This window comes from Glutamicibacter sp. AGC46 (genome assembly GCF_053543715.1).
Genome location: NZ_JBLVOJ010000009.1, coordinates 331,990 through 345,435, shown reverse-complemented (window position 1 = coordinate 345,435; position 13,446 = coordinate 331,990). Strand labels below are relative to the sequence as shown.

Here is a 13,446-nt window from a genome sequence, read left to right as displayed (position 1 = left end):
GTATTGGTGACCCGGGCCCCCGCGCCAAACTTTGCGGGTTGCAGGTCAGCGACGACTGCCCTTTCACGCACCCACGGTGGCCGAGGCTGCCATCGGCACCAACGCGGTTGGTGCATCGGCGGCGTCCAAAGCCAGGTCTTCGAATTCATTGACTGCATCCAGCTGCGCGCCCATGGCGATGTTGGTGACCTTTTCCAGAATCACTTCCACCACAACTGGCACCTGGTGCTCTTCGGCCAGCGCATTGGCCTGCGCGAATCCGGCAGCCAGCTGGCTGGGATCCTCGACGCGCACGGCCTTGCAGCCCAGGCCCTCGGCGACCTTCACATGGTCCACGCCGTAGCCGTTGGTTTCCGGGGAGTTGATGTTATCGAAGCCCAGGGACACGTGGTAATCCATCTCGAAGGCGCGCTGCGATTGGCGGATCAGTCCGAGGTAGGAGTTGTTGACCACCACGTGCACGTACGGCAGCTTGAACTGGGCGCCGACGGCCAGCTCCTCGATCATGAACTGGAAATCGTAGTCTCCGGAGAGGGCCACGACTTTCTCCCCCGGCTTGCCGCGCACGACGCCCAGGGCGGCCGGTCCGGTCCAGCCCAGCGGGCCGGCCTGTCCGGCGTTGATCCAGTTGCGCGGCTTGTAGACATGCAGCATCTGCGCACCGGCGATCTGGCTGAGCCCGATGGTGGACACGTAGGTAGTGCCCTGGCCGAAGGCGGCGTTCATTTCCTGGTAGACGCGCTGCGGCTTGATCGGCACGTTCTCGAAGTTGGTCTTGCGGTGCCCGGTGGACTTGCGGGCCGTGGCCTCGTTGGCCCAGGCCGAGTAGTCCGGCAGGGTGCCGGCGGCCTTGCGCTCGCGCACAACTTCCAGGATGGCTTCGATGGCGGCCCCGGCATCCGAGGTGATTCCCAGGTCCGGGGAGAACACCCGGCCGATCTGCGTGCCTTCGATATCCACGTGGATGAATTTGCGTCCGGCGCGGTAGGTGGCCAGATCCCCGGTGTGGCGGTTGGCCCAGCGGTTGCCCAGGCCCAGCACCATATCCGATTCCAGGAAGGTCTGGTTGCCGTACTTGGTGTGCGTCTGGATGCCGACCATGCCCGACTGCAGGCGGTGGTCATCCGGGATGGCGCCCCAGCCCATCAGGGTCGGGGAGACCGGGATGTCCAGTTCCTCGGCGAGTTCGACCAGCTGCGCGCTGGCGTTGGCGTTGATCACGCCGCCGCCGGCAATGATGATCGGCTTGCTTCCGGAGAGCAGCAGGTCCACGATCTTCTCGGCCTGGCCGCGCGTGGCCTTCGGCTTCTGGACCGGCAACGGCTCATAGGCATCGATGTCGAAGTCGATCTCGGCCATCTGCACGTCGATCGGCAGGTCGATCAGGGCCGGGCCCGGGCGGCCCGAGCGCATGATCTGGAAGGCCTTGGCGAAGGTGCCCGGAACCAGTCCCGGCTCCAGCACGGTCGAGGCGTACTTGGTCACCGGCTTGGCGATGGACTCGATGTCCACGGCCTGGAAGTCCTCCTTGTGCAGCACATTGGTCGGGGCCTGCCCGGTGATGCACAGCATCGGGATGGAGTCGGCGATCGCGGCGTACAAGCCGGTGATCATGTCGGTGCCGGCAGGACCGGAGGTGCCCAGGCACAGGCCGATCTTGCCAGTGGCCCGCGAGTAGCCGTCGGCGGCGTGGCTGGCCCCCTCGACGTGGCGGTGCAGGGTGTGGCGGATGCCGCCGTGAGCCTTCATGGCCGAGTACAGCGGGTTGATCGCGGCTCCTGGCAAGCCGAACGCCTCGGTGGCGCCCTCCTTGGCCAGGATCTGGACGACGGCGTCGATTGCGCGCATCTTAGGCATGGGAATACGTCCTTTGGAACGAGAAGAAGAAAAGAAGGATACCTACGGCGGGAAGCCAAGGTGCATGAGTCACCACAACGCCGCTTCCTTGAGCACCAGCTAGCGGCGATGAACTGGAACAAAGCCCATTGCGCAGCGGATACGGCGCGTCGGGCCCCTGCCGTGTACCAGGGGTCCGGCGGCACCGGAGCGTAGCCGGTATTGCGCGGCCGCTAGCTGAAGAAGCGGGTTACCTAGTTGTCCCCGCCGTAGGAAGATTTGGCGACGCTAGGCCGGGACCGGGGCCTCGATTTTGCCGGCCAGGCGCTGCACCCCGCGGAAGAGGCCCGAATGGTCCAGCGCCCCGTCGCCGGAAGCCACGGTGGAGGTGACCAGCTGGGCGACCAGTGCGCCCAGGGGCAGCACGACACCGGCTTCGCGGGCCGCGGAGGTCACGATGCCCATGTCCTTGTTGTGCAGGGCCAGGCGGAAGCCCGGGGCGAATTCGCGGTCCAGGATCTTCTGGGCCTTCTGGTCAAGCACCTTGGAGCCGGCCAGGCCGCCGCCGAGCACCTTGATCGCCGCGTCGGTGTCCACGCCATAGGCTTCGATGAAGAGCACCGCTTCGGACAGGGCCTGGATGTTGGCCGCGACGATCAGCTGGTTGGCCGCCTTGACGGTCTGCCCGGAGCCCGAAGGACCCACCAGCACGATGGTCTTGCCCACCGCTTCGAGCACCGGCTTGGCCACCTCGAAGTCAGCTGGCTCGCCGCCGGCCATAATGGACAGCACGCCCTCGATGGCGCCGGCTTCGCCGCCGGAGACCGGGGCATCCAGCGGGCGCAGTCCGGCGTCGCGGGCCGCGGCCGCAAGCTCGACGGCCACGTCGGGACGGATCGAGGAGTTGTCGATCCACAGCGCTCCGGCCTTCGCGTTGGCGAAGACGCCCTCTGCGCCGAGAGTGACGGCTTGGACGTCCGGGGAATCCGGGACCATGGTGATGACCACGTCCGCATTGGCCACGGCTTGCGCGATGGAGGCGGCCTTGGTTCCGCCAGCGGCGGCCAGCTCATTGCCGGCCTTGTCGCTGCGGTTGTAGCCGGTGACGTGATAGCCGGCGTTGACCAGGTTCTTGGCCATCGGCAGGCCCATGATGCCCAGTCCGATGAAGGCGATGTTCTGCGACATGTGATTCTCCAAAAATTCTTGTGCGAAAAGGTGTTCTCTAGACTGCGGCGCTGCTGCTGGCGTTCTGGAGCCAGTCGAAGGCGGTGGCCGCTTCCTGCTTGTACTCCAGGGCGACGTTGCCGGTGTAGCCCAACTCGCGCGAGCGCTTGATCCAGTCCTGCAGCGGCAGGTCCCCGGTGCCCGGAGCTCCGCGGCCCGGTACATCGGCGATCTGGATATGGCCGAAGTCCTTGGCATGCGCTTCAATGACGGCGGCGACGTCATCGCCGTTGACTGACAGGTGGTAGAAGTCGGCCAGCAGCGCGATGTTCCCTTCGCCCTGGACCTTGACAGCCTCGACGACTGCAAGCGCCTGGGCCGCAGTTTTCAGCGGGTAGGCTTCCGTGCCGGAGACCGGCTCGATCAGCACGGTGCCGTCGACCTTGGCCACGCCCTGGGCCGCGGCCACCAGGTTCTCCAAGGCCAGCGCATCCTGGGCCGCCGGGTCGGCGCCCTCGATGCGGTTGCCGTACAGGGCGTTGAAGGCCTTGCAGCCGGTAGCTTCGGCGATCGCCACTACCGCGTCGACGTTGTCCTTGAATTCGGACTCGCGCCCCAGCCATGAAACCAGTCCGCGGTCGCCTGCCGGCATGTCTCCGGCGAAGAAGTTCAGTCCGTCCAGCTGGACGCCGGCGTTGGCCAGCGAGGCGAGAAATTCGTCGACCTGCTTGCCGGAGGGGGCGGCTTCGCCAAATGGCCACCAGAATTCGACGCTGTCGAAACCCGCTTGCTTGGCGGCATCCGCGCGCTGCAGCAGCGGCAACTCGGTGAGGAGGATCGAGCAGTTCAGAGTGTAGGACACTGGATTTCCCTTCAAGAACACCTTCCAAAGATTCCGCTTTATGGAAGTTAGCTTTTGCTTTATGAAAACTCTAGGACGAGACGCCAATCACTGTCAAGAAGGTTTCGGGACGAAGTGCCGATGCGCGCAGAGTCGCACAGAAGGGCGCTGCAGTGGCATCAGGACAGGAATGACGCCCGGTGCGATCCTGATAAAAGCAGGCTCATCAGCGGATTCCGGGAATGGAATAAAAGGCTCCGGAATCCGGCCAAAATACCATCTGGTGAAATTATCATTTTCTATTGCGGGAATGTGATCCAGTGCATACAGTGGTGGTTACTCACCTGGCACATATCTCGGAGTGACTTCCTAGCTCAGGAGCAGCCATGCTTTTTCCACCGTGCATCACGCACAGCGCACAGCGGCTTGCCGTTGCGCCGCGCCCGGCCATGCCGCTTCTCGGCTCGCCGGCCGAGTTCTACGTTAATTTCGGACAGCCGATCTACCCGTAAGCGGGCCCGCCTACCTGTCCTGCGTCCCCGCAGGCAGGCACGGGCCGTTCCCCTGAACGCTCCGCTTCCCCAGATCTGTCATCTTCCCTTGCCGCAGTGCGCCCGAATGCGCCTGCCCGGATGCATGACCCTTTGACAAGGATGTCCATCATGTCGCAAAAGACCCCTGAAATGGTGCCCGAGGCCGCACCGCAGGAAAACCGGCCCGCTATCGACCGGGCCAATCCCTTCGAGTTGAGCGCGTCGCTCTACAACCAGGACCTGGCACCAACCACCCGCTCCGGGCGCACCTGGAGCTCTTACAGCATCTTCACCCTGTGGGCCAACGACGTGCACTCGCTGGGCAACTACACCTTCGCCATCGGGCTCTTCGCGCTGGGCATGAGCGGCTGGCAGATCCTCGGCGCGCTGGGCATTGGAGCGGTCCTGCTCTTCGCGCTGCTGAACTTCTCGGGGTTCATGGGCGAGAAAACCGGTGTCCCTTTCCCGGTGATGAGCCGCATCGCCTTCGGCATCAACGGCGCCCAGATTCCCGCGCTGCTGCGCGGGGCCGTGGCCATTGCCTGGTTCGGCATCCAGACCTACCTCGCCGCCCAGGTCCTCGCCGTCATGGTGATTGCCGTGGCCCCGGGGTCCGCAGCCCTGGAGCAGACCAGCTTCCTGGGACTGAACGCCCTGGGCTGGATCTGCTTCGTCGCCCTCTGGGCGGTGCAGCTGGTCATCGTCAGCTACGGCATGGAGATGATCCGCAAGTACGAGGCCTTCGCCGGCCCGGTCATCCTGGCCACCTTCCTGGGCCTGGCCATCTGGATGCTCTTCGAATCGGGTTTCAACGTCTCGATGAGCACCGGCGAGTCGAAGACCGGCATCGAGATGTGGACCGCGATGTTCGGCGCAGCCGCCCTGTGGGTCTCGATCTACGGCACCTTCGTCCTGAACTTCTGCGACTTCACCCGTGGCGCATCCTCCAAGAAGGCGATCGTCAAGGGCAACTTCTTCGGCATCCCGCTGAACATGATGTTCTTCGGCGCCATCGTGGTGGTCCTGACCGGTACGCAGTTCTCCATCAACGGCCAGGTCATCACCTCGCCGTCGGATATTGTCGGCGCCATCCCGAACACCTTGCTGCTTCTGCTGGCCTCCGCCGCCCTGCTGGTGCTGACCATCGCGGTGAACCTGATGGCCAATTTCGTGGCACCGACCTACGCATTGACCAACCTGCTCCCGAAGAAGCTGAACTTCCGCACCGCCGCACTGATCTCCGGGGTCATCGGCCTGGTCATCCTGCCCTGGAACTTGTACAACTCCCCCGAAATCATCAACTACTTCCTGGGCGGCCTGGGCGCGCTGCTCGGCCCGCTGTTCGGCATCATCATGGCCGACTACTGGCTGATCCGCAAAGCCCGGATCAACGTCATGGACCTGTACCGCTCGGATGCAGAAGGCACCTACTACTTCACCCGCGGCGTGAACTACCGGGCCGTCGGGGCGCTGGTGATCAGCTCGGTGATCGCACTGGTGCTGGCCTTCGTCCCTGCCTTGCACATGGTTGGCCCGTTTGCCTGGTTCCTGGGTTCGGGCGCCGGCGCCCTGGCCTACCTGGCCTTGGCCAAGCGCCAGCACGATCTGGCAGACCTCGATGGCGAGCCGATCGCCGTGGCACCAACCCATTAGGACAACTCATGCGCATTCTGATCCTGAACGTCAACACCACGCAGTCCATGACCCGCGCCATCGGGGATTCCGCACGGCAGGTCGCCTCGCCCGGCACCGAGATCGTCGAGCTGACCCCGGATTTCGGGGCGGACTCCTGCGAAGGCAATTTCGAAAGCTATCTGGCGGCCATCGCCGTAATGGACAAGGTGGTCCGCTACACCGAGCCATTCGACGCGGTCATCCAAGCAGGCTACGGCGAGCACGGACGCGAGGGCCTGCAGGAACTGCTGGATGTCCCGGTCGTGGACATTACCGAAGCCGCCGCCTCCACGGCGCAATTCCTCGGCCACAAGTATTCGGTGGTCACCACGCTGGACCGCACGGTGCCGCTGATCGAGGACCGGCTGAAACTGGCCGGCCTGACCGACCGGCTCGCCTCGGTGCGCGCCAGTGGGCTGGGCGTGCTGGAACTGGAATCCGATCCGCAGCGCGCGGTAGCGGCCATCGTCGAGCAATCCCGCCAGGCAGTGGAGCACGACAAGGCCGAAGTGATCTGCCTGGGCTGCGGCGGCATGGCCGAGCTGGAGGAACAGGTGCGGCTGGCCACCGGCGTGCCAATTGTTGATGGCGTGCGCGCAGCGGTGACCATCGCGGAGTCGCTGGTCCGCATGGGGCTGAGCACCTCCAAGGTGCGCACCTACGCTCCCCCGCGGCCCAAGACCGTGACCGGCTTTCCCATGACTCCGGCGGCCGTCGTTCCGGCGGGTCTCTGAATGCCAAGCCAAATGGCAGGCTCAGCCCAGCGCGCTCACAGTCAGCCGTCCTAGAGTTATAAGTACCTCATGAAGGTGCGAGTGATGACAAAAGGAAACCCCGGTGCTTCGGCACCGGGGTTTTCTTCTTGCCCTGCTCTCCATCGAGGACCGGACTGGCCTAGGAGAATTCAGGCACCTTCGGCAATGCCATGTTCTTCGAGAAGAACTCGGCCAGTTCCGCGCGGGCAGTCAACGGCAAGGCCTGGGCGACATACATGTCCGGGCGGACGACAACCAGGGCTCCGGGCCGGTCGATCTTGCGTTCCGTGAAGATATCCTGATGCGGGATCGCGGCATAGACCTTCTCCCAGTCGGTGATCTGGACCTGGCCCACCTTCGGCATTGCCCGCACCCGGTGCAATAGCGCCCAGCACGAGGACCGGATCCACGGCAGATCAGCCGATATCGTGCAGCAGCATGGCCGGCAGCACGATATTGGCATCGGCTTGCGGGTGATGGCCCAGCAGCTGATGGGCCAAGGACACCGAATACAGGGTGTGCGCATCATTGCTCCGGACCGCGAGAAGCTCCTTGGCGTCCTCCCACCGCTTGCCCGCAGGCAGAAGGCCCCGCATCCACTCAGTGGAAGCCGCGGAACTTTCATCCGCAGATGCAGAACAGCCCAGCCCCCGTTGCGGAGGCTGGGCTGCGGCTGCGCATTCCTAGACGATCGCTTCCACGATCGGCATGTTGCCGTTGTAGAAGTTCACGGTGGAGCGGCGTGCTGCATTATTGGCCACCACATGGGTGATCACTTCGGCGACGTTCTCGCGCGAGGTCTGCGATGCCTCGCCTTCAACGTCTGCTCCGTTCACCTTGCCTGCCTTGTCAGCCAGCACCACGCGCTGGCTGGCCGGTTCCAGGGTCAGCGCCCCCGGGCCCAGGATCGTGAAGTCCAGCTCCGTGCCGCGCAAGTACGCGTCGGCGTCGTGCTTGGCCTTGGCATAGGTGTAGAACGAGTTGGCCGGATCCAGGCTGTCCACATCCACCAGGGCGCGGCTGTAGGAGACCATCACGAAGCGGTCCACGCCGGCCTGCTTGGCGGCCTGCATGGAACGCACCGCGGCATCATAGTCCACGGCGCGGGTGCGATGCTCGTTGCCGCCACCGGCACCTGCGGAGAAGACGATGGCGCTTGCACCGGAAAAGGCCTGGGCCAACTGATCCACGCCAGCGCTTTCGATGTCGATGACTACTGGGGTGGCGCCCGTGGCGCTGATGTCGGCTGCATGCTCCGGGTTGCGGATCAGCGAGTTGACCGCGTAGCCGCGCCCAACCAGCTTGGGCGCTGCCAGCAGGGCAACCTTCCCATGTCCGCCAATGAGAACTACTCGATTTTCTTCAGCCATGAACTGCTCCTTCTGATCGATGCTCGTATTCGGCACAACAAGGCCTGCCACGAGCCTATTCCCGGCGAGCTTTGGCGACGACTTTCTGAGTGCCAGCTTGATAGCGGTCATTTCGGCTGGCAATGGGCGTACGCTCGGGTTCATAGAATTCGCACTCGACCCAGGATGAAGCTCATGAAGCAGAGAACCTTGAACTTGGAACTGAGCAATGACCAATTCGCGGACCTGGCCAATGCGCTGGAGGACCACCGGGACTATTTCAAGAAACGCGCCGATGAAGCAACACTCGGCTTCGGGCTCGACACCGGCTACTGGCAGTCCCGTGCTGCCGAAGTCGAAGAGCTGCTCCAACTAGTCCTCAGCTCCGCCAAGCACGATCAGCATTAGCCCCGCCCCTTCCCCACCCAAGGAGCCAGCATTTTGCCCGCTGGAATTTTCACCATTGGACATTCGGCACGATCCATCGAGGATTTCCTCGCACTGCTAACGCAGTACGGAGTCACGAATGTTGTGGATGTCCGCAAACTGGCCGGCTCCCGCAAATTCCCGCAGTTCAATGCGGATGCCTTGGAAGCCTCCTTGAGCACAGCAGGAATCAGCCTGCACCACGAAGAAGCGCTGACCGGCAGGCGTCCTGTGAGCCGAAGCGTCGATTTCGCAGTCAACGCATGGTGGACGAACCGCAGCTTCCATAATTACGCCGACCATGCCCTCGGGGACGATTTCCTGCAGGCGCTCCAGCGGTTGCAGGCGCGGACCGCCGGCCAGAAGACGGCGATCATGTGCGCCGAAGCTGTATGGTGGCGTTGCCATCGCAGGATCATTGCTGATCATCTGCTGGCCCGCGGTGCCGAGGTATTCCACATCATCGATGGGCATCCGGCCAAACCTGCCGAGCTGAGCCCGGGCGCGGTGATCGACCAGCAGTCGCGGATCACCTACCCGGCAGCCTGATACCGGCGCGCAAAACGGGCATCAATGGCAGCATCTGCGCCATGGCTCGGCTCATGCAATGAGCTGGAGGTGCAATTCATTACGCTGTCTGACGCAGCTTCCTCCATGCCTCCGGACACTAATTAAACAAGGCCGATGATCGTTATTTCTCCCTGAAATAGCCCAGTCAGCTGGGGCAAGCCTCAGCAAGAGCCGCATTTGCGGACGGTTCCGGCCTTAAATTCGCGCATTTGGGTGACTTAGCTAACACAAGAGACGTTTGGCTTAATTCGCTCAGATAAGGCTAAGCTAATTATCAGATCACTCAATAGCGCAACCAACGCCGGTTGCTGTCCGAAGAAGGAAAACATGGCCTCGATTAAGCTTCGCGCCGCTGCTCTGCTGAGCATCGCCGCACTGTCCCTGACCGCTTGCGGTTCCGCAACCGATACGGCTGCTGAGGCCAAGGCCGGCGACACCAAGACTGTCACCGTTACGGACAACGAAGGCGAGAAGACCGTCAAGTCCCCTGCGCAGTCGGTCGTTGCCACGGATAACCGCACCTTCGAGACCCTGGATTCCTGGGGCATCAAGCTCACCGCAGGCGCTGTCTCGCTGATGCCGGATACCATCTCCTACACCAAGGACGAGAACATCCTGGACTTGGGCAGCCACAAGGAACCGAACCTGGAATCAGTTGTCACCGTCGACCCTGACCTGATCATCAACGGCCAGCGCTACACCCAGCACGCCGCGAAGTTCAAGGAACTGGCTCCGGAAGCCGCCATCATTTCGCTGGACCCACGCGAAGGCGAGCCATTTGACGCTGAGCTGGAACGCCAGGTCACCACCCTGGGCGAGATCTTCGGCAAGCAGGCCGAGGCCAAAAAGCTCGTTGAGGACTTCGAAGCCGCCGAGAAGCGCGTCACCGATGCCTACGACAAGGACCAGACCGTCATGGGCTTGATCGCCTCGGGCGGCGAGCTGGGCTACTCGGCTCCTACCACCGGCCGCACCGTCGGCCCGATGTTCGACTTCCTGGGCCTGACCCCGGCGCTGAAGCTCGACGAATCCTCCACCGACCACGAGGGCGACGACGTTTCGGTCGAAGCCATCGCCAAGTCCAACCCGGACTGGATCATCGTCATGGACCGCGACGCAGCGGTTGAAGCCGACGGTGCGGACTACCAGCCGGCAAAGGACCTGCTGGAGAAGTCCGAGGCGCTGCAGAATGTCACCGCCTCGAAGGAATCCCAGGTTGTCGTCATGCCTGCTGACACCTACACCAACGAGAGCATCCAGACCTACACCGAGTTCCTGAATACTTTCGCTGACGCGCTGGAAGCTGCCAAGTAGCATTCCGGACACCCCAGCCAGCTAGTGGCGAAGCCGTATTCCGGCTTCGCCACTAGAGCTGTTTTCCCACCACTTATTTCCACGGCGGCATAATGACAAGCACGACCTCCCCGGCCCGGACCAAGAGCAAGGTCCTTTCCGGAAAACTCGCATTGGGCATCCTCGCAGTGCTGGTGCTGCTGGCGTTCTCCCTGTTCACCGGCGTCTACGACATCTTCGGCAAGGACGACGGCGCGATGATGTTCGCCGTCACCCGCATTCCGCGCACCATTGCACTGGTACTGGCCGGAGCGGCCATGGCCATGAGCGGATTGGTGATGCAGCTGCTGACCCAGAACCGCTTCGTGGAGCCGACCACCACCGGCACCACCGAATGGGCGGGCCTGGGCCTACTGACCATGCTGGTACTCTTCCCCAGCGCGTCGCTGCTGGCCAAGATGAGCGTCGCGATTGTCTTCGCCTTCATCGGCACCATGATCTTCTTCCTGTTCTTGCAGCGCATTTCGCTCAAGGCCTCGCTGACCGTGCCGATCGTGGGCATCATGCTCGGTTCCGTGGTCGGCGCCTTCTCCACCTTCTTCGCGCTGTCCACCGACAAGCTGCAGTCCATGGGCATCTGGCTGGCTGGTTCCTTCACCTCTGTGATCCGCGGGCAGTACGAGGTGCTGTGGATCGTGGCCATCGTCGCCATTGCCATCTACATCGTGGCCGACCGCTTCACCGTAGCAGGGCTCGGCGAGGAAATCGCCACCAACGTCGGGCTGAATTACCGCCAGGTGATGCTGCTGGGCACCGCGCTGATCGCGGTCGCTACCGGCGTGGTCACCGTGGTCATCGGCAACCTGCCATTCCTCGGCCTGATCGTGCCGAATATCGTCTCGATGGTCCGCGGTGACGACCTGCGCAGCAACCTGCCCTGGGTCTGCCTGCTGGGCATCGCGATCACCACGGTGTGCGACCTGATCGGCCGCACCATCATCATGCCGTTCGAGGTCCCGGTCTCCCTGATCCTGGGCGTACTCGGCGCGGCCGTCTTCATCTTCCTGCTTCTGAGGCAGCGTAAAGTTGGCTAATCTCATGACTCATCCCGCTTTGGGCATCCACCACTCCGCCCGTTCTGCCGGGCCGCTGCCCACCAAGAAGGTCCGCAAGCGATACTGGATCACCCTGTCCATCATGATCGGGCTGGCCCTGTTCTTCGGGATCGGCCTGCTCGCCTGGGATAACCCCATGCCATTTGGCTCCGACGGATTCTGGATCATCGCCAAGCTGCGCGCCAGCAACATCCTGACCATGGTGATCGTGGCCGCCTGCCAGTCCATCGCCACGGTGGCTTTCCAAACGGTGACCAACAACCGCATCATCACCCCGTCGATCATGGGCTTCGAAGCCTTGTACCGGGTGGTGCAGACCGGTGCGATCTTCGTGCTGGGCGTTGCCGGGGTGACCTTCTTCACCGGAGTCAGCCAGTTCGTCCTGCAGGTGGCGATCATGGTGGGCCTCTCGGTGGCGCTGTACGGCTGGCTGCTTTCGGGCAAGCTGGGCAACATCCAGATCATGCTGCTGGTGGGCATCATCATCGGCACCGGGCTGGGCTCGATCTCGACCTTCATGCAGCGCCTGCTGACCCCGAGCGAATTCGATGTCCTCACCGCACGCCTGTTCGGCTCGATGGCCAACGCCGACATGAGCTACATGCCGGTGGCCATCCCGCTGGTGGCCATTGCCGGCGGCTACCTGGTGCTGTCCTCGAAGAAGATGAACATCCTGGCCTTGGGCAAGGAAACCACCATCAACCTGGGGATCAACCACCGCCGCGAGGTCATGAAGACCTTGTTCTTCGTATCGATTCTCATGGCGGTCACCACCGCACTGGTGGGCCCGCTGACCTTCCTCGGCTTCCTGGTGGCCACCTTGGCCTACCAGCTGGCGGACACCTACGACCACCGCTACATCTACCCGATGTCCTTCCTCATCGGCTTCGTGGTCCTGGCCGGCGCCTACTTCGTCATGAAGAACATCTTCTACGCAGAAGGCGTGGTCGGCATCATCATCGAAGCCGTCGGCGGCATTACATTCCTGATCTTCATCCTGCGAAAGGGCCGGCTGTGATTACCCTCAATTCCGTCAGCAAGAAGTACAGCTCCACGGTCTCCATCGGCCCGGTCAGCTTGGAAATCCCCACCGGCGGCATCACCGCCCTGGTAGGCCCGAACGGCGCCGGCAAGTCCACCATGCTCACCATGGTCGGGCGCCTGCTGGGCATCGACCAGGGTTCCATCGAGGTCTCCGGCTACGACGTATCCAAGACCAACTCGAAGGATCTGGCCAAGATCGTCTCGATCCTGCGCCAGGAAAACCACTTCGTGACCCGCCTGACCGTGCGCCAGCTGGTGGGCTTCGGCCGCTACCCGCACTCCAAGGGCCGGTTGACCCAGGCCGATGAAGAGATCATCTCGCGCTCCATCGACTTCCTGGACCTGGGCGAATTGGAAAGCCGCTACCTCGATGAGCTCTCCGGAGGCCAGCGCCAGCGCGCCTACGTGGCCATGGTCCTGGCCCAGGACACCGACACGGTGCTGCTCGATGAGCCGCTGAACAACCTGGACATGAAGCACTCGGTAGTGATGATGCAGCACCTGCAGCGCGCTGCCCGCGAGCTGAACCGCACCATCGTGATCGTGCTGCACGACATCAACTTCGCCGGCCACTACGCCGACTACATCTGCGCAATGAAGCAGGGCAAGGTCGTCGAGTTCGGCACCCCTGATGAAATCATGTGCGATGAGGTGTTGACCAAGGTCTTCGAAACCCCGGTAAAGGTCATCCCGGGCCCCAATGGCCCGCTGGCGGTTTACTACTAGGCTCATTCCCCGCTGCAGCAGTCCGCTTGTTTCCGGCCGTCTTGGTCCATTTCGCAGCCGGCATGCGCTGGCAGTTGACCGGAATCATTCCCGTCAGCGATCAGCGCAGAAGCCGCC

Annotated in this window: 14 protein-coding genes; 8 read left to right on the top strand and 6 right to left on the bottom strand. The window is 63.1% G+C overall.

The window, feature by feature from the left end; all coding sequences use genetic code 11:
• Nucleotides 1-63 precede the first annotated feature (63 nt).
• The 3 genes from gcl to ACNPM8_RS04740 form a co-directional block, all read right to left on the bottom strand.
• Nucleotides 64-1,857, bottom strand: coding sequence for a glyoxylate carboligase (gcl, locus tag ACNPM8_RS04750; RefSeq protein WP_448939386.1), 1,794 nt, complete (start codon nt 1,855-1,857; stop codon nt 64-66).
• 267 nt (nt 1,858-2,124) lie between these two features.
• Nucleotides 2,125-3,036 carry a 2-hydroxy-3-oxopropionate reductase gene (locus ACNPM8_RS04745; RefSeq protein ID WP_448939385.1) on the bottom strand — a complete coding sequence of 304 codons (912 nt, stop codon included), beginning with the start codon at nt 3,034-3,036 and terminating at the stop codon, nt 2,125-2,127.
• Nucleotides 3,037-3,061: 25 nt separating this feature from the next.
• Nucleotides 3,062-3,865 carry a hydroxypyruvate isomerase family protein gene (locus ACNPM8_RS04740; RefSeq protein WP_448939384.1) on the bottom strand — a complete coding sequence of 268 codons (804 nt, stop codon included), beginning with the start codon at nt 3,863-3,865 and terminating at the stop codon, nt 3,062-3,064.
• 641 nt (nt 3,866-4,506) lie between these two features.
• Between ACNPM8_RS04740 and ACNPM8_RS04735 the strand changes: the two genes are divergently transcribed.
• Both ACNPM8_RS04735 and ACNPM8_RS04730 read left to right on the top strand, forming a co-directional pair.
• On the top strand, nt 4,507-6,030 hold the full coding sequence (locus tag ACNPM8_RS04735) for an NCS1 family nucleobase:cation symporter-1 (RefSeq protein WP_448939383.1): 1,524 nt from the start codon (nt 4,507-4,509) through the stop codon (nt 6,028-6,030).
• A gap of 8 nt (nt 6,031-6,038) precedes the next feature.
• Nucleotides 6,039-6,785, top strand: a complete 747-nt coding sequence (locus ACNPM8_RS04730; protein WP_105656405.1) for an aspartate/glutamate racemase family protein — start codon at nt 6,039-6,041, stop codon at nt 6,783-6,785.
• A gap of 160 nt (nt 6,786-6,945) precedes the next feature.
• Here ACNPM8_RS04730 and ACNPM8_RS04725 read toward each other — a convergent pair whose 3' ends face one another.
• From ACNPM8_RS04725 to ACNPM8_RS04715, 3 genes are all read right to left on the bottom strand, one after another.
• Complete coding sequence (locus tag ACNPM8_RS04725; protein WP_448939382.1) at nt 6,946-7,170, bottom strand: hypothetical protein; 225 nt, start codon at nt 7,168-7,170, stop codon at nt 6,946-6,948.
• A 52-nt stretch (nt 7,171-7,222) separates the two neighbouring features.
• A complete protein-coding gene (locus tag ACNPM8_RS04720) occupies nt 7,223-7,402 on the bottom strand; it encodes a hypothetical protein (RefSeq protein WP_448939381.1) in 180 nt (59 codons plus the stop codon).
• An 87-nt stretch (nt 7,403-7,489) separates the two neighbouring features.
• Nucleotides 7,490-8,176 (bottom strand): SDR family oxidoreductase, encoded by a 687-nt coding sequence (locus ACNPM8_RS04715; protein ID WP_448939380.1) that lies wholly within the window; start codon nt 8,174-8,176, stop codon nt 7,490-7,492.
• A gap of 174 nt (nt 8,177-8,350) precedes the next feature.
• On the opposite strand from ACNPM8_RS04715, the gene ACNPM8_RS04710 reads away from it, so the two are divergent.
• From ACNPM8_RS04710 to ACNPM8_RS04685, 6 genes are all read left to right on the top strand, one after another.
• Nucleotides 8,351-8,563, top strand: coding sequence for a hypothetical protein (locus tag ACNPM8_RS04710; RefSeq protein ID WP_105656406.1), 213 nt, complete (start codon nt 8,351-8,353; stop codon nt 8,561-8,563).
• A gap of 33 nt (nt 8,564-8,596) precedes the next feature.
• Entirely contained in the window at nt 8,597-9,130 is a 534-nt protein-coding gene (locus ACNPM8_RS04705) for a DUF488 domain-containing protein (RefSeq protein WP_359195268.1), read from the top strand.
• A gap of 348 nt (nt 9,131-9,478) precedes the next feature.
• Entirely contained in the window at nt 9,479-10,465 is a 987-nt protein-coding gene (locus ACNPM8_RS04700; protein WP_332488731.1) for an ABC transporter substrate-binding protein, read from the top strand.
• Between the two features lie 92 nt (nt 10,466-10,557).
• On the top strand, nt 10,558-11,538 hold the full coding sequence (locus ACNPM8_RS04695) for an ABC transporter permease (RefSeq protein WP_402471681.1): 981 nt from the start codon (nt 10,558-10,560) through the stop codon (nt 11,536-11,538).
• Between the two features lie 4 nt (nt 11,539-11,542).
• Complete coding sequence (locus ACNPM8_RS04690) at nt 11,543-12,577, top strand: iron chelate uptake ABC transporter family permease subunit (protein ID WP_105656410.1); 1,035 nt, start codon at nt 11,543-11,545, stop codon at nt 12,575-12,577.
• The gene (locus ACNPM8_RS04685; protein WP_105656411.1) at nt 12,574-13,329 is read left to right on the top strand and encodes an iron ABC transporter ATP-binding protein; all 756 of its coding nucleotides are present in this window, start codon (nt 12,574-12,576) and stop codon (nt 13,327-13,329) included. Before ACNPM8_RS04690 ends, ACNPM8_RS04685 begins: the two co-directional genes overlap by 4 nt.
• Nucleotides 13,330-13,446 lie beyond the last annotated feature (117 nt).

Bases quoted from the DNA above. Each gene is read 5' to 3' on its own strand.
- ACNPM8_RS04735 (WP_448939383.1), top strand. From the start codon at position 4,507: ATGTCGCAAAAGACCCCTGAAATGGTGCCCGAGGCCGCACCGCAGGAA.
- gcl (WP_448939386.1), bottom strand. From the start codon at position 1,857: ATGCCTAAGATGCGCGCAATCGACGCCGTCGTCCAGATCCTGGCCAAG.
- ACNPM8_RS04695 (WP_402471681.1), top strand. From the start codon at position 10,558: ATGACAAGCACGACCTCCCCGGCCCGGACCAAGAGCAAGGTCCTTTCC.
- ACNPM8_RS04720 (WP_448939381.1), bottom strand. From the start codon at position 7,402: ATGCGGGGCCTTCTGCCTGCGGGCAAGCGGTGGGAGGACGCCAAGGAG.
- ACNPM8_RS04725 (WP_448939382.1), bottom strand. From the start codon at position 7,170: ATGCCGAAGGTGGGCCAGGTCCAGATCACCGACTGGGAGAAGGTCTAT.
- ACNPM8_RS04700 (WP_332488731.1), top strand. From the start codon at position 9,479: ATGGCCTCGATTAAGCTTCGCGCCGCTGCTCTGCTGAGCATCGCCGCA.
- ACNPM8_RS04715 (WP_448939380.1), bottom strand. From the start codon at position 8,176: ATGGCTGAAGAAAATCGAGTAGTTCTCATTGGCGGACATGGGAAGGTT.
- ACNPM8_RS04690 (WP_105656410.1), top strand. From the start codon at position 11,543: ATGACTCATCCCGCTTTGGGCATCCACCACTCCGCCCGTTCTGCCGGG.
- ACNPM8_RS04710 (WP_105656406.1), top strand. From the start codon at position 8,351: ATGAAGCAGAGAACCTTGAACTTGGAACTGAGCAATGACCAATTCGCG.
- ACNPM8_RS04730 (WP_105656405.1), top strand. From the start codon at position 6,039: ATGCGCATTCTGATCCTGAACGTCAACACCACGCAGTCCATGACCCGC.